Annotated in this window: 18 protein-coding genes; 6 read left to right on the forward strand and 12 right to left on the reverse strand. The window is 54.2% G+C overall.

The genetic code is table 11. From position 1 onward, the window contains the following. Window positions 1-9: 9 nt before the first annotated feature. Genes R6V78_RS14715 through R6V78_RS14725 form a run of 3 tightly spaced genes read right to left on the reverse strand, consistent with a single transcriptional unit; the run spans window position 10 to window position 4,044 of the window. On the reverse strand, window positions 10-3,138 hold the full coding sequence (locus tag R6V78_RS14715; protein ID WP_410290129.1) for a type II secretion system protein J: 3,129 nt from the start codon (window positions 3,136-3,138) through the stop codon (window positions 10-12). 16 nt (window positions 3,139-3,154) lie between these two features. Then, window positions 3,155-3,562 (reverse strand): type II secretion system protein J, encoded by a 408-nt coding sequence (locus R6V78_RS14720; protein ID WP_410290130.1) that lies wholly within the window; start codon window positions 3,560-3,562, stop codon window positions 3,155-3,157. After that, window positions 3,559-4,044, reverse strand: a complete 486-nt coding sequence (locus R6V78_RS14725) for a type II secretion system protein (protein WP_410290131.1) — start codon at window positions 4,042-4,044, stop codon at window positions 3,559-3,561. The genes R6V78_RS14720 and R6V78_RS14725 overlap by 4 nt, the downstream gene beginning before the upstream one ends. A 354-nt stretch (window positions 4,045-4,398) precedes the next feature. Between R6V78_RS14725 and R6V78_RS14730 the strand changes: the two genes are divergently transcribed. Further along, the gene (locus R6V78_RS14730; RefSeq protein WP_410290132.1) at window positions 4,399-5,868 is read left to right on the forward strand and encodes a tetratricopeptide repeat protein; all 1,470 of its coding nucleotides are present in this window, start codon (window positions 4,399-4,401) and stop codon (window positions 5,866-5,868) included. On the opposite strand, the gene R6V78_RS14735 is transcribed toward R6V78_RS14730, so the two are convergent. The 9 genes from R6V78_RS14735 to R6V78_RS14775 form a co-directional block, all read right to left on the reverse strand. Beyond that, window positions 5,843-6,238, reverse strand: a complete 396-nt coding sequence (locus R6V78_RS14735; protein ID WP_410290133.1) for a prepilin-type N-terminal cleavage/methylation domain-containing protein — start codon at window positions 6,236-6,238, stop codon at window positions 5,843-5,845. The two genes, R6V78_RS14730 and R6V78_RS14735, sit on opposite strands and share 26 nt — an antisense overlap. Window positions 6,239-6,475: 237 nt before the next feature. Beyond that, a complete protein-coding gene (locus R6V78_RS14740; RefSeq protein WP_410290134.1) occupies window positions 6,476-7,819 on the reverse strand; it encodes a sigma-54 interaction domain-containing protein in 1,344 nt (447 codons plus the stop codon). Continuing rightward, window positions 7,819-9,039 carry a type II secretion system F family protein gene (locus tag R6V78_RS14745; RefSeq protein WP_410290135.1) on the reverse strand — a complete coding sequence of 407 codons (1,221 nt, stop codon included), beginning with the start codon at window positions 9,037-9,039 and terminating at the stop codon, window positions 7,819-7,821. The genes R6V78_RS14740 and R6V78_RS14745 overlap by 1 nt, the downstream gene beginning before the upstream one ends. Before the next feature lie 25 nt (window positions 9,040-9,064). Next, a complete protein-coding gene (locus tag R6V78_RS14750; RefSeq protein WP_410290136.1) occupies window positions 9,065-10,774 on the reverse strand; it encodes a GspE/PulE family protein in 1,710 nt (569 codons plus the stop codon). Window positions 10,775-10,801: 27 nt separating this feature from the next. Beyond that, on the reverse strand, window positions 10,802-12,535 hold the full coding sequence (locus R6V78_RS14755; RefSeq protein ID WP_410290137.1) for an AAA family ATPase: 1,734 nt from the start codon (window positions 12,533-12,535) through the stop codon (window positions 10,802-10,804). A 55-nt stretch (window positions 12,536-12,590) separates the two neighbouring features. Further along, the gene (pilQ, locus tag R6V78_RS14760; protein WP_410290138.1) at window positions 12,591-14,162 is read right to left on the reverse strand and encodes a type IV pilus secretin PilQ; all 1,572 of its coding nucleotides are present in this window, start codon (window positions 14,160-14,162) and stop codon (window positions 12,591-12,593) included. Between the two features lie 16 nt (window positions 14,163-14,178). Further along, window positions 14,179-14,706 (reverse strand): hypothetical protein, encoded by a 528-nt coding sequence (locus R6V78_RS14765; protein ID WP_410290139.1) that lies wholly within the window; start codon window positions 14,704-14,706, stop codon window positions 14,179-14,181. A gap of 36 nt (window positions 14,707-14,742) precedes the next feature. Beyond that, window positions 14,743-15,270, reverse strand: coding sequence for a hypothetical protein (locus tag R6V78_RS14770; protein WP_410290140.1), 528 nt, complete (start codon window positions 15,268-15,270; stop codon window positions 14,743-14,745). A 39-nt stretch (window positions 15,271-15,309) separates the two neighbouring features. Next, window positions 15,310-17,175, reverse strand: a complete 1,866-nt coding sequence (locus R6V78_RS14775) for a hypothetical protein (RefSeq protein ID WP_410290141.1) — start codon at window positions 17,173-17,175, stop codon at window positions 15,310-15,312. Window positions 17,176-17,639: 464 nt separating this feature from the next. On the opposite strand from R6V78_RS14775, the gene R6V78_RS14780 reads away from it, so the two are divergent. The 5 genes from R6V78_RS14780 to uvrC all read left to right on the forward strand — a co-directional run bounded on the left by R6V78_RS14780 (window position 17,640) and on the right by uvrC (window position 24,556). After that, on the forward strand, window positions 17,640-18,563 hold the full coding sequence (locus tag R6V78_RS14780) for an adenylate/guanylate cyclase domain-containing protein (protein WP_410290142.1): 924 nt from the start codon (window positions 17,640-17,642) through the stop codon (window positions 18,561-18,563). Window positions 18,564-18,685: 122 nt separating this feature from the next. Continuing rightward, window positions 18,686-19,180, forward strand: a complete 495-nt coding sequence (gene ispF, locus R6V78_RS14785; protein WP_410290143.1) for a 2-C-methyl-D-erythritol 2,4-cyclodiphosphate synthase — start codon at window positions 18,686-18,688, stop codon at window positions 19,178-19,180. A gap of 26 nt (window positions 19,181-19,206) precedes the next feature. Beyond that, entirely contained in the window at window positions 19,207-20,643 is a 1,437-nt protein-coding gene (gene cysS, locus R6V78_RS14790) for a cysteine--tRNA ligase (protein ID WP_410290144.1), read from the forward strand. A 6-nt stretch (window positions 20,644-20,649) separates the two neighbouring features. Next, on the forward strand, window positions 20,650-22,644 hold the full coding sequence (uvrB, locus tag R6V78_RS14795; protein WP_410290145.1) for an excinuclease ABC subunit UvrB: 1,995 nt from the start codon (window positions 20,650-20,652) through the stop codon (window positions 22,642-22,644). 70 nt (window positions 22,645-22,714) lie between these two features. Continuing rightward, window positions 22,715-24,556, forward strand: coding sequence for an excinuclease ABC subunit UvrC (gene uvrC / locus R6V78_RS14800; protein ID WP_410290146.1), 1,842 nt, complete (start codon window positions 22,715-22,717; stop codon window positions 24,554-24,556). Window positions 24,557-24,567 lie beyond the last annotated feature (11 nt).

Genomic DNA, 24,567 nt, shown 5'->3' on the forward strand with positions numbered 1-24,567 from the left:
GTCATCTCCTCAATATTGAAGTGGCTGACTGATCGCCACGGGTTTGTCGACAAAAGATTGATAGCCGAAATCGTCGAAATAGATGTTGCGTGATCCTTTTCCGAAAGTGTGCAGACCCAGTGTGGACCCGCTTCCCATCAATACGCCTGCTGAGTTTCGCAAGAGGGTGTTGGGTTCATCAGCTGAATTAACCAGATCGATGTCAACGCTGGTAAGGTTAAGTTCATCCCATTGGATCAATTGAAAATAATCATTTTCGGCGCCCCATTGGCTGCCTTCGTCCGGCGGCCAGTTCAACGCTGCCGGATCGAGTGGACTGGGACGTTTATCACCATCAAGGGGGTTGCTGTTCGGGGTGCCACATCCCGATTCGGTGCCGAAATAGCCCTTGATGTAGTGATCCTGGGCGCGGAAAGCCCTTAACGTCGCCAATGGGGATTTTCCCGCAACGGTAATCTGTTCATCGAGTCGAAATAGGCCATTGACGTTGTCCAGCAGCAGGCTGCCGGCGGCATTGTTGGCTGCCCAGCTGCCGCTTTGAAGCACCGGTGCGCCATAGACCGTTGCCGAGGCGCTGCTGCTGATGCCGATGATTCGATCGCCGGGTTCAATCATATCCGGCCCACCCGTGTCAAAGGTAATTGATGCCGATGCGTTGAAACGGGCCACAAGGGTGGCATTCTCAACCTTGAACGCGTCGGCAGTGAATCCAAGGTTGAATATATGCCAGCCGATCGCACCTGTATTGATGCGAAACTGGATCCCGCGGATTGCCTGACCGGCAAAGGAAGTTAGATCGACTTCGCCGTCCTGGGTCAAAATCCAGCTTTCGCCACCGTCGATAGAAACTTCCAGCATCGTGCAATCGGACTGGTCCGGGTCGCATGCACGCGAAAATTTCAGCTTGATCCTCCGGTAGTCACAGGGCAATTCAGGAACGGACGCAATATCGGTGATCGGGTCCGAATATTGTTTTCCGAGATTGTCAACCCATTCAACCGCGCTTATTTCCTCGGCGCTGGAATCCAGGCTGACATCCGAAAGCCGTTTGTAGGCCAGCCATTGCTTATCGGTGCCATTGTTGGTCGCCTGCCACAATACAACGGCGAGCATGTCGTTTGCCGGGATCAGGTTGTTGTCAATATTGTCGGGCGGTGAAACCGAAACATTGCCCCGCTGAAATGACAACCCATAGGTATTGCCGTTACCCAAAAGACGGAAGCAGAGCCCTGCCGAAAAATATTTGGGAACGGGCTGGGGATCATAGCCATGGGTGGGCGGTGACGCTGTGGCGACATAGCCGATTTTTACTTGGGTGTCGAAGTGTTCGGGGTTGAATTGGACGCCAGCGGTATTCAGAGCGATCAAGCTGACGCTGGGGACGTTGACGCCGGGTTGGAGAACCCCGGTAACCCTGAGTACGGGGTTGCCGTTTAAATCGACGATTTCATGCGTGCCGGCCAAAGACGCGGACCACTTTTCCAGGTTGTCAAATTTCTCATGGAACGTGATGCGGCTGGGTTCTTTTTCTTCGGGGATCTGGATGTGATACACAATTTGGCGGGAAGCCAGCATGTCGCCGCTGCCCACGGCGCCGGTGGCGGTTGCTTTGACGAATTTTTTTAGACGGATATCGGTGTTCAGCAATAACTCAATATCTGCAAAGGCGGAACCATCGCTTCGTTTGATGCCCCTGAGGCGATTGATACCGCGGCTATTCTCCCGATAGGTATAGGTCTCCCCGTTCAAAACGAAAGCGCCGTTGTGCTCCGGAAAGATATGACCGGTACCCGGCAGCAGAGAGAGATCACCGCCGTTTGAAACCGTCTGCGGGGCTGATGCCCGGGCGACCGGGTAAACCGGTGTATCCGCGGAGGTCGACACGGCGGAAGACAGGTTGAAGGTGAGCTGATTCCCGGTGAGAATGGCTGAGGTAAACGGAAAAACCATGCCATCGACACTCAGGCTGCCACCACCTGTAACTGCATCCACATCGGCTAAATCACCATAAAAACGCGTATACAATGTCATTGTACTTGTGGCGTCAACGTCGACAAGAAAGTAATAGGGGCTGACGGATACGGTGAATACACCCCTGTTATCCTGCAAGCGATGGGTAACGCCATGAAGATTGTTCAATAGCGTGTATTTGGCAGCTTCGGTGGTGGCGTTTAGATACCGACTGGCTGCGTAGCGCATACCGGATTCTGCCAGATAGTAGGCCTGAGCGGATCTGCCCGTGGCGGTGCGATGCAGCTGGGAGGAACTGATCATCGGCACGATGGCGGCACCCAGGGCTGCAAATACCAGGATGACGATAATAATTCCAATCAGTGCACTGCCTTGCACCTGATGGCTTGACTGCCCGCTGGCTTTGACTGGATGGACCCGCTTTTTTATGAAAACGCCTTGCAACACCCAGCCAAACGGCAGCATGAAAAGCACCCAGCCTATTGACGGTCGGGTGGCGGTAAAGCCGACACCACCCGGGCCAGGCAAGAGGGTCGCAATGAAGCAGGTGTATTGACCACCGCTGGGCGGGGCAGCGGGAAGAGAGGCAACGCTGCCGCCATAATTGTCATTGTTTCTCAGGTGAACCCATGTGGCCACATTCACGGTCCCGCCGGCGACCGCTTCGTGGAACAGATTCAATGAAAATTGAATGGCGGAAAGCTCGCGGATGTCATTTCCGTCCCAGTCGTTGGGGCCTTGAAAAAAATTAAGGGTAAATGACGCAACCCTGTCGGTCAGGATGTCACCGTTATCGGTCAGATAGGTTTCCGACATCTCCGGCGGATCGGTGTACAATTTGATTGTATCAGCGACTTTCGCGATGGCCTGACGTTGACCGGTGGGGGAGTCGTAAACGATGTATGGCCGCGTATCGTCCCGGTCGATGATATCCGTCAACTCCAGCAATTCCCGATGTATTCGTGTTGTCGCGAGTTGAATTTTCTGGGATAGGCTGATATTTTCCCTGACAAGGGCATAACCGCCCATGGCAGACACAATTCCCATGCCGGCGATGGATGCGAGTACGCCTGCAACCACCAGCGAAATGATGATTTCAATCAGCGTAAAGCCGGCATTGCATCTCAGCCGGTGCCGTTTTAGAATTGCATACACTGCCGGTTTCACGTGATTCCTCAACCTGTTAGCGGGCAAACAGCGAGGTCAATGAATGCTTGCCCGTCGAAATGGTCACTTTCAATAGCATGCAATTTGTGTCGCAGGCGGCTTCAGTATGATCGGTTTCGTCGAATAGGATATATTGGCAGTCGTTTAAGGTGTAGACGCCGTAATAACCACCCTCAACCCTGGCTTTAAATGTGTCCAGGGGGGTGTTGTCGGTGAGCAGCAACAGTTTGTAGTCGGCATGCATGTTTTCGAAGATACCCTGCAGGGCCATGCCTTCCTGGATGGATAAAATCGGTTCAGCGCTTCTGGATATACTGGTTCCCATGAACTGCACCAGCATGACCGATAACATGGCGGCAATGGCGATCGTGACGATGATCTCGATCAGGGTGAACCCGGATTGGCCCGATGGTTTCCGTCTCATGGAACAAAGCCTGTATTGGGGGTAACGCGGATGGTTGTCATTGCGCCTGCGCCTGTCGAGAGTGTCAGGAACAAATCGTTTTCCAGCAGTTGGGTTCCATCTTTATCGTCACAGGGGCGGCCTCGATTATCAAAAGAAAGGGTTGTGGTTGTCAGGGTCAGCTTATAGCGCATGAGATCCACGCTATCGGATTCTTCGCCGGGAAGCGTGTGTTTAATATCGGGGTCGCCGTCGACAAAAAGCCAGTAGGACTGCCCGGCGGCATCGCTGCGTATTCCCCAGATACGATCAGAATTCATGGACCGGGCCTGGGTGTAACGGATATGGGATTTGATGACTTCGGTCTGGGCCAGAAGGTCGGTCCGGCCGATATCGCTGCGGCCGATAATCATGACACTGATCATTCCGATGATCACCAGCGCCACCAGGACTTCAAGAGGGGTGAAGCCGCTGATCCGGTTTTTTTCTGCACTGTTGGCCATGGTTGATAAATATCAGATCTAAGGTCTTAATAAAAACCTTAAATACAGGCAATCAGAATATCGGCTCACTTTACCGATGTTGCTCCAACGCTTTGAAGTTGCTATCGATTCATCGAACCGTCCGGACATGGCTGTCAAGCACTGTGTTTGCGCCAATCCCGGGTCGATCATTTCAATGGTACCGCATCGATGCGAACAGGCAAACAGGGGTACGGGCTTAATCTGAAATCGACATGGGTTCGGATGATTGTGGTGGGGCTGTTGTTTCTGGCTGCCCTTTCAACTGTTTATTGGCCGGGTTTTTCCGGAATGTGGCATTATGATGACTACGTTAACATCTTGGATAACCCGAATGTGCAAATCGCGTCGCTCGGCGTCGCATCCCTTAAAAAGGCTCTCTGTCTTGGCAATCCGGGTAACGGCGGGAGCCTGAATCGACCGCTGGCTTATTTCAGTTTTGCGATCAACTACTATTTCGGCCAATACCGGGTGGTCGGATACCATATCGTCAATTTCGCCATCCATCTGTCAACCGCTGTTTTCCTCTATCTATTTATCGAACGCACCTTGAATCTACCGCGCCTGATGAAATTCAGGCGCCTGGCCCATCCGGTGGCCTTGCTGGCCGCTTTTGTCTGGGCCATTCATCCTATCCATGTCACGTCTGTCACCTATATCGTACAACGCATGGCGTCCATGGCCGGGTTGTTTTACATCATTGCGCTGTATGGTTATGCAAAGGGCCGAACTGCTGAATCGGGCCCTGGCAAATGGCCATGGCTGGCAGCAGCGGCTGTGAGCGCGCTGCTGGCCTTGGCCACCAAACAAAACAGTGCCATGATACCGCTTTCCATTTTTTTCTATGAATGGATTCTGGTTCAGGGTGTTGATCGTTCAAGTTTCGGGAAAACACTGGTGTTCGGATTGTTGGCCTTGGCGATTTTAGCCCTGGTGGGGTGGATCTATATCAATCCCGCTACGTTTTTAGACAACTACGCAAAAATCAGACCCTACACACCCCTCGAAAGGATGCTGACCCAGCCGCGGGTGATCTGGAAGTATCTGTCGCTGCTCATTTATCCGACCCAATCCCGCTTGACCCTCCTTCATGACATTGATTTTTCCCAGTCACTGCTGACTCCCTGGACAACCTTGCCGGCCATGCTCGGTTTGATGGGCATCTTTATCGGCGCCCTGTTCTGGGGTGCACGCAGGCAGCCTTTGGCGGCGTATTGCGTCATTTATTTCATGATCAACCACGCCATCGAAGGTTCATTTCTCAATCTCGAACTGATTTACGAACACCGCAACTATATTCCGTCCATGCTGTTTTTTGTCGTTCCAGCGATTCTTGCAGTCCGGGGGCTGGCATATTTTGCATATGCCCAACGCCTGCAACGGGTTCTGGCCGTTGGAACGGGGCTGATTTTTTCTGTAGTCGGTCACACCACCTATGGCTACAATGCCATTTTCAGCAATGACCGCCTGATGTGGGCGGATAACATCGCCAAGTCACCGGGTTTGAGTATTCCGTACAACAATTACGGAAGCTGCCTATGGGATCAGGGGCTGTTTGAAAAGGCTCTGGAAGCGTATACCAGCGCAAAGAATCAGGATCGCTACTTCAACCTGATCCAAAAAGGCGTGGTGTACTATAACATAGGCCTTTATTACGTTCGTGTGGCCCAAGACCCTGAAACCGCGTTGGCTTATCTTGAAACAGCGCTGGCGATTGCGCCCGGCATCCGCAAAATACGGCGAGAATATGCAATCGCGTGCAAGTTGATGGGAACACCAATCAAGGTGTGCCTGGGCGGGGAATAATTTTGCTTTGTGTTTTGCCTGCCAGTGTTCCGGTTTTTCCTGTTACGGTCAACGTGATATTGGTGCCGTCATCCACTGTCTGCAACGTGAAATCTCCAAGGTCGGTACCGATTGTGGCGTCGTTGTAGGTTATCTCAGCTGTGGTTGATCCGGCGAGAATCTGTTTGCCGAAATGCTGGTTCACCCTGCCGACGCCTTCACCGATGGCGGCGTCCAGGGCCTTGGTTTGCGCCTCGGATTGAAGGTCAAAATAGCGCGGAATGGCAACAGCGGCCAAAATACCCAATATAACAAGCACGGCTATGATTTCTATGAGGGTGAAACCCTTCTGGTTGTCGAGAAGCTTTTTCCTTTTTTGATCAGCTGTCATAAAACCTCATTTCAGTGTCGAGCGTGGTTAAGTAGGTGAAACTGAACTATCTCACAGTTTGTGCCAACTAATCAATCTGGTTGCCAGATAATTTCAACTATTTTAAAATAAAACATAAAAAATGATCCGGGACCCATTTGACAGGGGAGTTGACGACTAGTCCCTGGCTTAGAAACAGTGACGATACTACAAATTATGTAGTTCCAGCTACAATTATTGTCGGTTTTTAAGTCAGGCTCAGTGTTTGAATTCCGCGATATTGATGTGGTGTTTTTTTATCCTGTGCCACAGACTTCGCTCCTTGATACCAAGGATGCCGGCTGCATTGACCTGGACGCCGCCGGATTGTCGAAGGGCGTCGATGATGATCCGCCGTTCATAATTCTTGATCCGCGCATCTAAATCCGAATCATTTTCCTGTCCGTCAAATCTCAACGCCAATTCTTTGGAAGCGTTTCCTGGAGCGTTATCAATTCGACTCAACGATGCCGGCAGGTTGGCGGGTAGAATTTTATGGTCAGAAAGAACGGCCGCCGATTCCAGTGCATTTTTGAGTTCCCTCACATTTCCGGGCCAGTCATTGGTCGTCAGCAATTGTAGGGCTTCCGATGAGATGTGTAACTGTTTGCCCATTTCATGCAAAAATTTTTCTACGAGCAGGGGGATGTCTTCACGCCTTTGCCTGAGTGGTGGCAGCACCATGGGAAAGACGTTGAGCCGATAAAACAGATCCTGGCGAAATCGACCCGCCTCGACCATCTTTTCAAGATTGCGATTGGTTGCGGCAATAAAACGGACGTTGACTTTTATCGGTTTGATCGCCCCCACGCGTTCAATGGTATTGTCTTCAATGGCCCGCAGCACCTTGGCTTGGGTATCCAGCGGCATATCCCCGATTTCATCCAGAAATAGGGTGCCGCCATCGGCCAATTCGAATTTGCCCGGTTTTTTTGTGTTTGCACCGGTAAATGCCCCTTTTTCGTGGCCGAACAATTCACTTTCCAACAAGCCTTCAGGAATGGCGGCGCAATTGATGGCCACGAAGGGATGGTCCTGCCGCTTGCTGTGCTGGTGGATGCTCCGCGCAATGAGTTCTTTACCTGTGCCGGTTTCCCCGGTTATCAACACCGTCGACTCTTTCGGCGCCACTTTAACAATCTGGTTAAAAACGCCGCGCATCACCTTGCTCTGTCCGATGATGTCCGGAAACAGCTGTTGGGCTTCGACTTTGCTCAACAGCTCCGTAACCTGGTCGAACACCCGGGTAAACTTGCCCATGTCGTCGTTGATAGCAGAAGCACTTGCCGGCGGTTGAACATTCTTGACAACCCCCAGATCCTTGGCTCTGATCACGAACCGTTTTACCGGATCGATGATCAACTTGACGATGAGGATGCCGCATATCAGGGTAAATGCAATCAAAAGCCCACCCCACAGGGCAACCGGTCCGCGCGGGTTGATCGCTTTGGCCAGGTAATACGTGGTCGTGTTGTAGGTGACAATGATCGACAAAATGGCAATTCCAGCGAATATAACCGGAACGATGATATACAAACTGATATTAAATCGAATATCTTTCATTATTTTACCATTTTCACGAGGTCCCACATGGGCAGATAGACAGCCAGAGCAAAGAACAGCACCACGGCTGCCAGGCATACCGTCAACAGTGGGCCGATGGAATCGGAGATCCGTTTCATGGCGAATTCCAGCTCAGCGTCGTAGTGCTCAGCCGCCTCGTGGAGCATCTCATCCAGATTGCCGGACTCTTCGCCAATGGCAACCATATTGATAATGATCGGTGTAAAATAAGGCGATGTGGCCAGCGGCCCGGCGATTCCACGACCCTCCTCGAGGCGTTCCGTGATGGTGGCGAATGCCCTGGACAACGCGGCGTTGTTGATGGTCTCAGACAGAATGGACATGGTTTCCAGTACGGAAATGCCGCTGGTTTGAAGAATGGCAAAAATACTTGCAAACCGCGCCATGGCCGCCTTGCGGACCAGCACGCCCAGCAAAGGCAGATGAAGAAGGAGTTTGTCGCGTCTGAATCGACCGACATCGGTCTTCAGGTAGATTTTAATCAGAATTGCCAAACCCACGCCCATGAGTATCAATATCGGCCAGTATGCCGTCAAGATGGCGTATAATTTCAAGCAGATCAACGTGGGAAGGGGCAACTGGAGTCCCGATTTCAGAAATATGCCGGCAAATTTGGGGATGACCAGCGTCAGTAAAATAAAAAAGGCCGCCAGCAGCGCCATGATCACGATCGCCGGATACTGGAGTGCCGAACGGATATCGGTCCGAATTTTATGGTCATGGTCCAAAATATAGATCAACCGGTCCAGAATTTCGGGCAGGGCTCCGCTGGTCTCCCCGGCACGCAGCATGCTGCAGTAAAGGGGGCTGAAAACTGCAGGGTATTTCCTGAATCCGTCATGCAGGCTCCCGCCTTCCCGGATATCCTGGGAAATAGAGACGATGATGCGCTTAAGCTTGCTATTTTCGCTTTGATTTTCAAGGACCTGGAGGAGTTTGAGCATGGGAACGCCGGCGCGGATCAGGGTCCTGAGCTGCTTGGTAAACAAGATCAACTCAGGCAGTTTTACAGGTGTCAGCCTTTCTTGAAGTTCGGTCAGGAAAAAACCAAGCCCCGATTTTGATGCGTCGCTTATCTTTTGCGGGATGTAGCCCCGGGAGACGAGGGCACTGGTGGCTCCTTCGGCGGAATCGGCATCAATGGATCCGGCTACGGAACTTCCGTTTTCAGTAATTGCCTGGTAATAATACTTGGCCATGGAATTTTCTGACTCGCACGGGTTGCTACATCATCACTGCAGATACGGCTTCGTCGAGGGTGGTTTCACCCTCGATCACCTTTCGTATGGCATCGTCTTTCAAGCTTTGCAGATGGCCGGACTCCCTGGCCGTGCGCATAATTTCCTGGGATGACGCCCGGCGAAGGATCATCTCCTGGATCATTTCGTCGATGACCAGGATTTCGAATATTCCGGTGCGCCCTTTATATCCCTTATCCATACAATTGAAACAGCCTTTGCCTTGAACAAAATCGGCACCCTGGACCTTATCCAACCCCCAGTAGGAAAGGGCGGCGGCCGGGGGCTTCCAGGGTTTTTTGCAAAAGGGGCAGACTTTTCGCACCAGACGCTGGGCGATGGAAACCAGCATCACGGAGGAAACCAGAAAGGGTTCGATGCCCATGTCGATGAACCGGGTAATGGCCCCGGCAGCATCATTGGTGTGAACCGTGCTCAGCACCCGATGGCCGGTGAGGGCGCTCTGAACGGCGATGCCGGCCGTTTCCGAATCGCGTATCTCTCCCACCATGATCACATCCGGGTCCTGTCGCATGATCGAACGCAGGCCGCTGGCAAAGGTCATCCCCGCCTTGCGGTTGAGCTGGATCTGACGGATTTTGTTGACCCGGTATTCAACCGGATCTTCAATGGTGATGATATTGATGTCCGGTTGGTTGATCTTCTTGAGTATGGAATACAAGGTGGTGCTCTTGCCGCTGCCCGTGGGTCCCGTACTCAGGATCATCCCGTAAGGCTTGTTGATGATGGGCTCCAGCTTGCGAATATCTGCTTCACGCATGCCCAGGTGCTCCAGCGAATAGACCCCGCCGCTGGTGTCGAGCAGTCGCAGAACCAGGTTTTCGCCATAAATGGTGGGAATGGTCGACGCGCGGATATTGATCTCCTTTTTGTCCATACGGATGGTGAAACGGCCGTCCTGGGGGATCCTGGACAAGGAAATATCCATGTTGGATAAAATCTTGATCCTTGAAATAATTAAAAGAATTAATGACTTGGGTGGAGCCGGGACCTCATGGAGTTTTCCGTCGACGCGAAAGCGCACCTGGACAAAGTCCTTTTCCGGTGAGATGTGAATGTCACTGGCCCCCTCGCGTACAGCCTGGGAGAGAATTGAATTCACCAGGCGTATGACCGGCGCCTCTTCCGCCATGTCATGCAGGGAGCTGACTTCCACATCTTCCGTCATGGCCGCCGCTTCGGTATCCTGGGCGCTTTCGATCTGCATCTCGCTCATGCCGTCCAGCACCCCGCCGATGGCGGAATAGGTGCCGTACAGGCTGGAAATGATATGGTTGATTTCCTGATAGGTGCAGATGACCGCCTCTACCTCGATATTCGTATACACTTCAATGGCATCCAGGGCATTGATATCCATTGGGTCGGTCATGGCGATCTTGAGCAGGTGGTTCGTTCGCTCAATGGGTATCAATTGATATTTCTGGCACATCTCCAGCGGAATGACCGCGGCCAGGGAGATGTCGATAGGGTAGGCGTCAGGGCGATATTTTTCGATGGCCAGCTGCCGGGAGACCAGCTCCACGATTTCGGAGCTGTTGACAATCCCCTCGCGCACCAGGTATTCCCCCAGCTTCATATTGCTGCGCTTGTGATCGACAACAGCCTGCCTGAGCTGCTCTTCGGTCAGCAGACCGCCGTCAATGAGCATTTCACCAAGCTTCTGCTTTGCTTTCACGTTTTCACCCGATCGAGTCCGACATCATCAATATCCTCGCCCCACCAAAGGGTCGCAATAAAGGATGGTATCGGCCGGCCAGCCGGAAATGATTTCGGCGGATCCGGAAAGTCCGGCCGGCAATTCGGCCCGCATGGCTTCCGCAGCCGAGGGATTGAAAAAATAGCCGAAAACATAGATCCCATATTTGATGCCGGATAGATGGCTCCACTGCGAAATAATCCGCATGGTTGGCCCGTCGTTGTTTTCTGAAGTTTTAATGGCCCGTCTGTATGCCGCTTCCAGTGATTCGCTGTCTCCCACCTTTAGCCACCACAACGGGTACGATCGTTTAACCATCCTTGCCGGAATTGCCGGAAAGGCAATGGTGTCGCCCACGCGAATGGCATCGGCATGGCCGATGTGGGGGTTGGCGTCCAGCAGCGCCTCGAGATACCGGCTTCGAAAATCACCATAGACGACCTTGATCATTTCCCCCAGGGTGTCGTTTTGCTTCACCCGCAGCGCACCGATCAGAGACGGGGGGGGCGATTTCACGGCGGACGCTTTATCTGTCCGCGGATCGGTGGCGGCTGCCGCATGAACCGGCTCAGGGCCGATCGGTGCGGCCGAATGGGTATCCACACTGACGGCTGATGGTGATGCTGTAGGTTTATCGCCGGCGGCCATACGATCGATCGGCTGAGCGGGAGCGACAGCCGGCCGGCCTGCGGGATGCTGCCGGAAGTGGTCCACCGGTATTTCCGGTTGTGACGCTTGAACGGCATCCGGCTGCGCCAGAAGTTCTTTCTGCGGCATTGCCGCAAGGTCACTGCCGCCCACTGACCTGAGAACGGATTGAAGCCCACCTGGAGCGAAAACGTACAGCATCACGGTGACCGCCAAAACGGCCAGCGTCGGAATGAAAAGCCGGCCTGATTTCTTCTGGTGGCCCCGGTGCTGGGCCAGCGAACGGTCCGAACAGGTCCGAACCAGGCGCCAGTTGACACGGCTGCGATTCTGGACAATCAACGCCAGCATGCACTGATGGCACAAATTGATGATCTTCCGGGGGTATCCACCCGATGCACGGTAAATCGCGCGCAGGGCCGGACGGGTGAACAGATCCGGCTGGCGGGGTTGGCTGCTGGCCTGCCTGATCCGGAAATGGATCATCCGGCTGGTATCGGCCAGGCTCATCGGCCCCAGGCGGTGGATCAGATTGACCCGGTCGGCCAGATTGGCGTGGCGATCCAGAATTTCCTGCAATTCCTCCTGGGCGAATAGAACGATTTGCAGCAGTTTGTGATCGTTGGTTTCGTAGTTTAAAAACTCCCTGAGGATTTCGAGGCAGAATAGCGGCAGCTTTTGGGCTTCATCGATGAGCACAATGACCGATTTGCGATCATCCACGCCTTTTTTAAACAGGTGATGCTTGATGTGTTCCTTGAGTCGGTGTGCATCACTTTCAGGACACGCCTTGCCGACGATCATGGCGCAGATCTCTTCCAGAAAGGCAACCGGTGTGTTGAATGCGGGATCCAGAATCAGGTGGGATTCAATGGCGGTGTCACCGGATAGTTTTTTCAGCAGGGTTCGGCAGAGCGTGGTTTTGCCTGAACCCACGGCGCCGATCACGATATTGAGCCCCCGTTTCAGACGAACGGCCAGTTCGAGCTTCTGCAGGCAGTCCATATGCTGCCTGGACTGGAAGAAGAAATCCGGATTCGGGGAGTTGGAAAAAGGTTCCCGGTCCAGATGCAGTATGGTGAAATAATCCATGGAATATCCACTGGCAGCACCGGTGTTATTTCCGGCGGGCCTTCTGCTTGGGTCGCTATTGAACCGGCGCCGATTCGATCTCTACCTGGGGAAGCATTGCCTCCGGTGGTCTTCTTTTCAGGATGTGGGGCGTAATAAAAATCAATAGATCCTGCATCTGGTTGTTTTTCGATTCCCCCTTGAACAGGTAGCCCAGGCCGGGAATTTCGCGAAGCCAGGGAATACCATAATCGATGCTCCGGTCGGTCTGTTTGTTCAAGCCCCCGATCACGGTCGTCTGACCGTCAAAAAGAACCACGTTGGTCTGGGCTTTTTTCGTGATCACGGTTGGATTGCCCGACACGGTGCGGGTAAAATCCAGTTCATCCTTGTTGGTGATGATATCCATCTTCAACGTGTCGCCTGCGATGACGTGCGGTGTTACTTCCAGTCGAAGCACGGCCTTTTTGTATTCGATCTGAACGTTGTTGTCGTCTATCGTCTGGAAGGGAACCTCATCTCCGCTTTCGATTATGGCCGTCTGGTTGTCCAGGGTGGTAATCGATGGATTGGACAAGATATTGAGTTTGCCTTCTTCTTCCAGCGCATTGAGCTGAGCCGCCAGAAGCAGATCGCCGGACTTGATGATCATGCCCAGGGTAAATCCAGACCCGGCGACCGCGGCGCCGGACAAATCGGCGGGAAAGTTCGCCGCCAAACCGGACGACGGATTCAGCGCATCCGCAGCCGTCAAGCCGATGGCATCGCCGGCATTGGGGGTGACCCAATAGTCGCTGCCGGTGTAAAGCCCCCCCCACTGCACACCCAGCGCTCTGGCGGTTTCACTGGTGGCCTCAATGATGTGGGCTTCAATGAGCACCTGGGCCGTGGGTTGATCCAGCTGGGTAATCAATGCGATCATGCGTTCCAGGTCGCTGCGGGCGGCCTGGATAATCAACGCATTGTTGTGCTCATCCAACAACACCGATCCAAGGATTTTCCCGTTATCCGCTTCGGTAAGAAACTTCTCCAGGTTGGTTTTCAGCTTGGCGGCGTCAGCGTAGTCCACGTGGACGATCTTGGTCACCAGCGGTTCAGAAAGCTCCATCTGCCTTCGTGTGGACAGGATCTTCTGGTCCGCCTCCAACTGGCGGACGATATTGGCTTTGTCGTCCAGGCTGACGATGCGCAGCAGGTCGCCCTCCCAAGCGTATGAGAGGCCGTGCGTTTTCAGGATGCCTTCGAATACCTGATTCCATGGTATCTTATCTGCGTTGAGGCTGGTGACTCCCTGGACCGAGTTGTTGATGAGAATGCTGATGCCCACGGAACGCGCCAGGGCCCGCAACAGCACAGTGATATCCGCCTGGTGAATTTTCAGGGTGACCGATTTGTCAGGCAGCGGCTTATCGTTTCTGGGTCCCATGGCAGCGGTTTCATCCGCAGGCGGCAGACTTTCCGGCATATCGATGATACGATGCTGTTCGGGCGGTGAAAACCCTTTGGATTCAGCTGCCCTGGCCTGCCACTGGTCGAAAACGGGGTTGTTTTTCTGAGTTTTCGGCTGCGCGCATCCTGTTAAACCGCTCAACAGAAAAATGGCTGCCAAAGCTGACGCTGCCCATTGGTTGCGATGATAGGATGACATGGGGCTCCCTGATGGTCTATTCCTGTTTGCCGCTGATGGCTTCGTACTCCATGTATTTTAATAGGACCACGTCCGGCGTGTTTAGCCTGCCGATTTCAACCTGATGTGGAAAGATGCGGCGAACATACCTTCCCTGGTTGTCGATGGCTTCCCCCAACGCGTACTCAATTCCATTGATAATCGCCAGGCGCCTGGTCCCGACCTCGAGGAAGCCCGAGTAAACCAGGTCCAATCGGGCGCCGACAGCGTCCGCCGCATCGGCTGGACTGTCTTGCCGGGTATCCGACAGCAGCGCCTCGTTTTTTAAAAACGGACTTTTATCCCATTGGCGATCAGCCATGCGGATGGTGTACAGTTCCTTGGCCAGCGACGTGTCTTCCTTGAGTTTCTGGATCACCTTTTGGGAAAAATCGAGGGCCGCTGGGCCGGGTTCGGGTTGATTGTCGCCGCGACTGCCCGCGCCCCATGGCATGAAATAAATATACCCGCCCAGCAAAACGGTGGCCGCCATCACGGACACGATAATTTTTTCCCGTTTAGACATCGGTAGGTGCGGTCCTTCTTGGGCGTCCATGTGGGTTCAACGGTGCAACAGCGCCACGGAAAGTTTGATCCATTTGTTCTCTTGGGTGCTGTTTAGGTGAATGTTTAGAATCCGCTCCACAAAAGCGTGTTCGACGAGGGTGTTGATCAATGTTTGGATGTTTAGAAAATCACCGCGGAAAACCACGTCGACCTGCAGACGGCCGTCGCCCTGCGCAAATGCCTGTGCATCCGGGACCACACTCTCCAGCGTCAGGCAGGCGCTTTCTGCAATAGCTTCAAAAATCTGGGTCAGACGCCCGGTATCGGCCCTATCCAAGCTTGATTTTTCCACCACCTTCAACCGGGTTGCGGGCGCGAGGCGCACCCGTTCAATCAGTTCCCGGTAGATGGGGGCAAGCGTCTGTCTGAGGGCAATTTCTGCGTTGGTTGTCGCGATCTGTCGGTCGTAGGTTTTCAGAGCGCGATAGTTCGGGTAGATGACCACCAGCAGAAACGCCAGCAGACCCAGGGCGCAAATAATCACCAGAACGGGGCTGTTTTGATTTTTACGATCGGCCATCATGTCAGTGTATCGGCCCTTCCATCCATTCAACTGCCCCGGTCACACCAGTTCCAACTGAATCGAAAATCGCAGCACCTGCTGTTCACCCAGAAATTGAAGGCGCTTGTTTTTTAAAACGGGCTTTTTAAACAGCAAAGAAGCCTCCATGGCGAGCATATAGCTCGCCAGATCGGTTTCGAACCTGATCGTTTCTCCCGTGATGATTCCGTCCAGCGTCAATGTCGACCCGAGTCTGATCTTTTTCGCCTCTGCCGGTGCATTCATGTCGGCGCGCAAAGTGATCAGCTGAATATTGGCCGCGGTAAGCTGGCTGACTTCTGCAATGACGGCAGAGCAGTAATAGCGCTCGCTGAGGGTGGTGATGCGGCTTCTTTTCTCGTTGACTTTGGCATACAGGGCCATGACCAGTTCCTGGGTCAACGGCACATTGAATGCATCCCGTTGGCGGGTTAAACGAGCCAATTCGGCGGCCTTGGCCGCCATGCGGTTTTCCTGCCAGATGTAACCGCACAACAGCATCACCAAAAAACCAACGCAGGCGGCTGAAATGCCGATCCTGACCTTGCGCGCCCGGTCCCTGCGTTCGCGATGGCGATGGGTGAAAAGAAAATTGGGCGTCAGGTCGTTTGAGGAGAGACCGATTCCGATTGACGGAACGAAACTCTCCTTCACCGCCGGCAGGTCCGGGATTTTTACCTTGCTGGTAAATGGATGCGGCTGCGGAAAAGGGTTCAGGCTGTTGACGGGTATCCCCAATTGAGATCCAATGTGGGCGATGATGGCTGAGCTGCCCGCCACTTTTCCGGAGAGCAGAATTTCGCTGACCCCGCTGCGCTGGAAGTGTATGCAATAGTGGGCGATGGTACGCTCCACCTGCTTGACCAGTCGTTCGACAGCAGGAAGAATGGCCTGGAAGCAATCGATCCTGCACTGGCCTTGCGGCCGTGTGCCCGTGTCGGTTGTATTTTCGTCCAACAAAAATCGATGCAAGTCCTCCTGGGCGGCAGCATAATGCGCATCTTTTTCAGTGGGATGATCCCCGTCACGGCCCTCCATGACCCGCATGGGCGAATGGGCCGTCGGCGAGCAATGGCGGTGTTGCTCGGCAATGGCATCGATCATGCTGTGCAAGCCGGCCTTGATTCCACGTGAGAGAACCAGGTTTGCGTTGGCGTAGATGGTAATGCGTGACCAATCTTCGCCAACGAACAGGCAGCAGACATCGTGCCCCTTCGGGGTGACAATATCGGTCTTCAGCAGGTTTTGAATCGCAAAGGGGACGATGGAAATGCCGGCAAGTGGATAACCGGTCCTGACAAACAGCCTTTTCAGGGCCTCCGTTTCAGCAATGGGAATGGTGAACGTCATCACCCGGGTTTTAGTCATGCCGTTTTCATTCACATCGCCCAATATCCTAAAATCCAGCAGCACCTCTTTGTCGTTGAACGGCACTTCCTTTGAAAAGGTCCAGTACACCGCATTGGGAATCTGCTTTTTTGGCAACTTGGGGATGCGGATGCACCGCGTTTCCACTTTTGCCGAGGCCACGCAGCACCAGATTTCGTAGCGTTTCAGCCCCGCGCAGAACCGCGACAACAGGGCAGCCAGATGTTTGGCCAGCTGGGGGGCATGATATTTATCACCCGGCTCGACGGCAACGCTGGCGTAGTCTATCAACTCGAAGGATTTTTCGGAAATCCGGTTTACCCTGGCGATTCTGATATCATGGGCACCGATCTCAACACCGATGCCGATGGCCTTTTGAAAAGGCAGGGCCTTGAACAGACCCGTTTTCAGTGACACGGGGGCGGGTTGGGCCGGATCGGCGGAAGCGGGGGGTGAAGTGTTGTCACGGATCAGGTCGAGCAGTTTTTCAGTGGAGGAGATCTCGTCCTTGCGTACCAATTCAATGCTCCGTGTCGATATGGCGATTGTCGGATGAAGATAGTCAGGATTTGCCTACACGCACGGGATTCTATTCCGGCGAAGGACGTGCAAGGCCGGGCATGCATGCAAGCGGCAACGATGTTGACCCATTCCGGCGGTGTTTGTCAAGACTTAAAAGCCGGTCGAGTAAGGCTTATCGTTTTTTTATTATTAGATATTTGGGGAATTTTCCGGGAGAGATCCGACAGGGTCCGGTCGTCTCCGCAGGCTGGTTGTCAGGCGTCAAATGCTGAAAAACCCGCCCGTCATCGCAATAGAGCTTGAAAAAAAGCGAGCCAGCCTCTATTTTCAGTCAATTTTGTTTATGCGTGTTGGCAGGTTGCCATTTCGACGCGGTTGCCGGTACAACCATGGATGTTCAGGCGTTGCGTTCAAACAGGTCAAGATGAAAATTCGTGATATTTTTTCCCGGAGCGCCGCCCATGAAGGCAGGTAAGCGCACCGACCGCCTGGCCGACCATATGATGCTGATCGGTTTCTGCCTGGCGGTGGTTTACTGGGTTCTCGATTCCATCCTATCCATTTTTACCAGCTACGACAATTGGTTCGAGCAACTGCTTGGCGTCAACCTGGACGAGGTGTGGACCCGCATCATCGTGCTGTGCCTTTTCGCCATTTTCGGTTCCCATGCCCAGTACACCATCAACGAACGCAAAAAAGCCGAAGCCAAACTGGAGCGCGATGCCGCCACCCGTGAACGCTTTCAGCGGTTGCTCTCACCGGATCTTGCCGAACGGGTCGTTTCCGGTGAACTGAAGGTTGAAAAGGGAGGCAAGGACCGGGTGGCAACGGTCCTTTTTGTGGACATCCGCGGCTTTACCACGATCAGTGAAAACAACCAGGCCTCGGCAGTGCTGCGACTGCTCAACGAGTATTACGAAGTGCTGGTGGAGGTGGTGTTTCGCCATGAAGGTACGGTGGACAAGTTCATCGGCGATGCCATGATGGTAATTTGGGGAGCTCCCGTTTTACACGACAACGATCCTCACCGGGCCGTAAGGGCCGCTCTGGACATGCATGCGGCACTTGCCGAATTCAATCGCAAGAGCCTTGAAACGGGTCGGCCAAAAATCACAATCGGCATCGGCATCAACACCGGCAATCTCATGGCGGGATATATCGGCTCCTCCCACACCATGAGCTACTCAGTCATCGGCGATACCGTTAATACAGCCTCCCGGCTGTGTTCCTCGGCCCAGCCCGGTCAGATTTTGGTCTCGGATCATACGTGGCGCATGGTGCAGGACCGTTTTGAGGCTTCCCCCATCGGCAGAATTCAGACCAAGGGAAAATTCAAACCGGTCAACGCCTTCGCCGTCACCGGCGAAAAACCACCGGCCCTATGATTGTCCGCCTGGGTCGGTCGCCGGCCGGATTCTATTTCCCCCATCTGCTGTGGCTTTACGGCAAAAACCAATTGTGCTATGGGAATCATCTGGATAACGGCATGCAGTCATAAACGGCACTTATGCAACGAATCGGTTCAGGGTATGACATCCATCGGCTGGTGCCCGGCAGGAAGCTGGTGCTGGGAGGCGAAACCATCCCCTTTGACAAAGGGTTGCTGGGGCATTCAGACGCCGATGTCCTGGTGCATGCCGCCTGCGACGCGCTGTTGGGCGCGGCGGGCATGGGAGACATCGGCGAACACTTTCCGGATACCGATCCCCGCTACCGCGATGCCTATAGCATCGATTTATTGACGACCGTCTACCGCCGGGTGAAGACATGCGGATTTGTTCTGATCAACATGGATGCCACCGTTTTTGCCCAGGAACCCCGGATTTCCCCGCATAAAAATCGGATGGCCGCCCGGATGGCTGCCGGCATGTCCGTGGACCACCGGTTGATCAACATCAAGGCCACGACGACCGAAGGCCTCGGGGTCATCGGTCAGGGCGAAGGCATCGCCGCCATGTGCGTGGTCATGCTGCAGTCCACGACCCCGGAAACCGGGGAATAACCCCAGCGCAGGAGATTTTCATAAAGATGGCTGTGCGTATCTACAACACGCTGACAAACGTCAAGGAAAGACTTGAACCGGCAGTTCCCGGACAGGTCGGAATATACGTATGCGGTCCGACCGTCTACGATTCCTGTCATGTCGGTCATGCCCGTTCGGTGGTGGTGTTTGACGTGGTGGTCCGCTACCTGAGGGCCATGGGTTATCGGGTCACCTACGTGCGTAATTTCACGGACGTGGATGATAAAATCATCAACCGGGCCAGGGAGGTGGGCATGGACGCCCGCCAGCTTGCCGATAAGTATATCCGTGAGTTCCACCGTGACATGGATGCGTTGAATGTGATGCGCGCGGACCGTGAGCCGAAGGTCACCGACCATATCGATGATATTATCCACTTCGTTAAGGTCCTGGTGGAGAAAAAGGCCGCTTATCTGGCCGATGGCGATGTGTTTTACGCGGTGGAGACGTTCAAGGAATACGGGAAACTGTCCGGCCGCAATCTGACCGATATGGTTGCCGGAAGCCGGGTCGAGATCAACGTGAACAAGCGCAACCCCTTTGACTTTGTTCTCTGGAAAGGCGCCAAACCGGGCGAACCGTCATGGCCGAGTCCGTGGGGTGAGGGACGGCCCGGATGGCATATCGAATGTTCGGCCATGAGCAGCCGCTTTCTGGGTGAAACCTTCGATATTCACGGTGGGGGCAAGGACCTGATTTTTCCCCACCATGAAAATGAGATCGCCCAATCCGAAGCCGCCCACGGCAAACCCTTTGCACGCTATTGGATGCACAACGGATTTGTAAACATCAATAACGAAAAAATGTCAAAATCCTTGAATAATTTTTTGATGATCAAGGATATTTTGCGATCCCACCATCCCGAAACCGTGCGGCTGTTCCTGCTCTCCAGCCATTATCGCAGCCCCATCGATTTTTCAGATCAGAATCTCAAGGAATCGCAAAAGGCGCTGGAGAAACTCTACGGCCTGCTGCAGCGCCTGGATCAGGAAATTGGAATCGTCAAACCGGATGATGGTCCATCCCCAGGCACCCACTGGCGCGCCTTCTGCGAAGCCATGGACGACGACTTCAACACGGCCAAGGGCATCGGCACACTCTTCGGCCTGGTTAAAGAATCCAACCGGCTCATGGACGAAGGCGCCGACGCGGCACAAAAACATGGCGCCTTGCTCACCCTGACCGCTGACCTGTTTCGAATGGGAAAGATCCTGGGAATTCTGCAGGATCCCTGGCAGGCCTTTTTTGAGACGCGCACTGCCAGCCAGCTTCAGGAAATGGCCATCGCCAGCGAAACCATCGACGCGCTGGTGGCTGAACGCAGCGATGCCCGCAAAAAAAAGGATTGGCAACGGGCCGACGAAATCAGGCAGCAGCTTGAAAAATCGGGAATAATTCTCGAAGACAAAACCGACGGCACCCATTGGAAAGTGATCACCTGATTTCGCATGCCATCATTTTCGCTTGTATCGGAATTCACGCCCTGCGGTGACCAGCCCCAGGCCATAGAAGCCATTTCCAAGGCCATCCTCGACGGAACAAAGAGCCAGGTGCTGCTGGGCGTCACCGGTTCCGGCAAGACGTTCACCATGGCCAACATCATCGCCCGGATCAACCGCCCGTCGCTGATTCTGGCACCCAATAAAACCCTGGCCGCCCAGCTGTACAGCGAATTTCGGCATCTGTTTCCGGATAACGCCGTCGAGTATTTTGTCAGCTACTACGACTATTACCAGCCGGAAGCCTACATCCCCACCACGGATACCTATATCCAGAAGGATTCGTCGATCAATGAATTGATCGACAAAATGCGCCATTCAGCCACCCGCAGCGTACTGTCGCGCAGTGATGTGGTGGTGGTGGCCAGCGTCTCCTGCATTTTCGGTCTGGGTGCACCGGAAGATTATCTTTCCATGCGCATCGACATTGCACCCGGCATGGATCTGCCCCGGGAACGGCTGCTCTATCAGCTGGTTTCCATTCACTACCAGCGCAACGACATGGATTTTCACCGTGGTGTATTTCGGGTGCGGGGAGATCGGGTGGAAATTTTTCCGGCCTACGAGGAGGACAAGGCCCTCCGGATCGATTATTTCGGAGATGAGATTGAAAATATCTTTGAATTCGATCCACTGAGAGGCACCACCCACCGACGTCTGAACCAGGTGACCCTTTTTCCGGCCAGTCACTACGTGACCCGCAAAGCAACCCTGGAGCGGGCTACCCGGAGCATTATCGAAGAGCTCAAGGATCGCGTCGATTTCTTCCGCAATGAAAACAAACTCATCGAAGCCCAGCGGATCGACGAGCGCACGCTGTTCGATCTTGAAATGATTCAGGAAATTGGCTACTGCAACGGGATCGAAAACTATTCCAGACACCTGACCGGCCGCCTGGCCGGCCAGCCACCGCCGACGCTGTTGGACTACTTTCCCGGAGAATTTCTTATTTTTGTGGATGAAAGCCATATTGCGATACCCCAGATTCGGGCGATGTACAAGGGGGACCGATCGCGCAAGACAACCCTGGTCAATTATGGTTTCAGGCTGCCGTCAGCGCTGGACAACCGCCCGTTGAAATTCGAGGAGTGGACCCAGCGCACCCGCCAGATCGTGTATGTGTCCGCCACCCCCGCGGAATATGAAATGGCCGCCTCGAAAGACCGGATTATCGAGCAGATCGTCCGGCCCACCGGTTTAATCGACCCGGTGGTCCATGTTCGCAGCGCCCGCAATCAGGTGGATGACCTGTATGGGGAGATTCACGATCGGCAGCAGCGCGGTGAACGAATCCTAGTGACCACCCTGACCAAAAGAATGGCCGAAGACCTCACCGAATACTACACGGACCTGGGCCTGGCCGTACGCTACCTGCACTCGGATATCTCCACCATGGAACGCATGGACATCATCCGGGACCTCCGCCTGGGTAAATTCGATGCCTTGATCGGCATCAATCTGTTGCGCGAGGGGCTGGATATCCCCGAGGTGTCCCTGGCGGCCATACTCGACGCGGACAAAGAGGGTTTTCTGCGTTCGGCGCGGTCATTGGTTCAAACTTTCGGGCGTGCCGCCAGAAACATCAACGGCACCGTCATTCTTTATGCCGACAGGATGACCGCCTCCATGCAACAGGCCATCGACGAAACCAACCGGCGCAGGGCCATCCAGCAGCAGTACAACCAAGCGCATCACATCACCCCGCGAAGCGTCCAAAAGACCATTACGGATATCTTCGATATGGCCTATGAATCGCCGGCGACCTTACCGCATCAGACAGCCGAAACCCCGGTCGGCTTTGGCCCCGGGGGGGACATCGAATCCGCCATCATCGATCTGGAAACCCAAATGCAGGCCGCAGCCAAAGATCTGGCATTCGAAAAGGCGGCCCAACTGCGTGACCGGATCAAGGCGCTGCGAAAACGTCTGCTGTTTGAATCCTGATCGTCAACCATGATACTGTCCAATCGGCGAGCACAATCGTCCATGGGTTCAGTTAGCGTCGGATACCGCCATGCAGCCACCCCCTGACCGATCGAATTCATCCAGCCCCCTTGCCGAGGCCATCAAAGGTATTTCCGAGCGCTCCGGTGTCTATCTGATGAAGGACGACAAGGGCGAAATCATTTATGTGGGCAAAGCCATCTGCCTGCAAAAACGGGTGGCGTCCTATTTCAAGCGACAGGAAAACCAAAGCGCCAAAACCGCGCTGATGGTCGATCGGGTGGCCGACATCGAGACCGTGGTAACCGCCTCTGAGAAAGAGGCCTTGATCCTTGAATCCAACCTGATCAAGCGACATCGGCCCCGCTACAATGTGGTGCTCAAAGATGACAAACGCTATCCCTCCATTCGCATCGATATCAAGTCGAGTTTCCCGAAAATCGAAATCGTTCGCCAAACGCCCAGGGATGGGGCCATCTATTTCGGCCCGTTCTCATCCGCCCATGCCGTGCGGCAGACCGTCAAACTGATTAACAAGACCTTCCCTTTGCGAAAATGCAGCGACCGCACCCTGGGCAGCCGGACCCGGCCGTGTATTCACCATCAGATGGGCCAATGCCTGGGGCCATGCTGTCTGGCGGTTGACCCGAAGACCTACCGCGGCATTGTCCGGGAGGTGGTCCTTTTTTTGAAAGGGCGTACACCGGAGTTGATCAGGCGCATACGACGGCACATGCTGAATGCGTCCGCTGCGCAGGATTATGAAGCCGCAGCAGTGCTTCGGGATCGAATGGTCGCTTTGGAAAGGACCCTGGAGCGTCAGGTGACGGTAACCACCGATTTTCTGGATCGTGATGTACTCGGCATCACTGGCAGCAGCGACTTTCGGCTGGTTACCGTGATGACCATCCGTCGCGGTTATCTGCAGGGCGTCCGGCATTTTGAACTCATCCAGGCCGCACCCGAGAAGGGAGAACTGGTGGCCCAGTTTCTGGGACAGTATTACCAGCAGGCCCATGCAATTCCAGTTGAGGTGCTGGTTCCGGAATTGCCGGAAAATACGGCGCTGCTGGAAGAGACCCTGTCGGAATGGAAACAGCGCCGGGTCAGGATCCGTCAACCCCAGCGGGGTGAGAAGCACCGCTTATTGGTAATGGCCCAAAGCAACGCTGAAAACACACTGCGTGAACGGCTCCAGAAAGCCAGTCGCGAAACGGCAGTCCTCGAAGGATTGAAAGGGCGGCTGCACATGGCGCGCCTGCCGGCACGCATCGAGTGTTTCGACAATTCCAATCTGGCCGGCACGAATCCCGTGTCCGCCATGGTGGTTTTTGTCAACGGCCGTCCCCACAAATCCGGTTATCGTCATTACACCATTCGCACGGTCTCCTGCCCGGACGATTACGCCAGTATGGCCGAGGTGCTGTTTCGTCGTTACGGTAAAATCGGACCGGCCAATCCCCAACCGGACCTTCTGCTGGTGGACGGTGGAAAGGGGCAGGTGAGCATCGCCGTCGCGGTCCTGGATCAGCTGGGTTTGAAAGGGCGGTTTGCCATCGCCGGGATTGCCAAGAGAGATGCGCAGAAAGGGGAAACGGCGGACAAGATCTATCTGCCCAACCGGGCCAACCCGGTCAATATGGGTATGGACGGTCGGTTGTTGTTACTGCTGCAGCAGATCCGGGATGAAGCCCATCGTTTTGCGGTCACTTTTCAGCGCGGGCAAAGAAACCGTAAAATGGTTAAATCCGCACTCGACAGCGTCAACGGGGTGGGTGCCAAACGCAAGGCGATGCTGATCAAGCATTTCGGGGGCATCAAAAAGATCCGGGCAGCCACCGTGGATGAACTCGGTGCACTGCCCGGCATCAACAAGTCGATGGCCGAAGCCATCAAAAAAGCGTTGGATTAATACGGGTTCAG

The sequence above is a fragment of the Desulfosarcina sp. genome, from assembly GCF_046496365.1.
In the GTDB taxonomy this organism is placed as follows: domain Bacteria; phylum Desulfobacterota; class Desulfobacteria; order Desulfobacterales; family Desulfosarcinaceae; genus Desulfosarcina.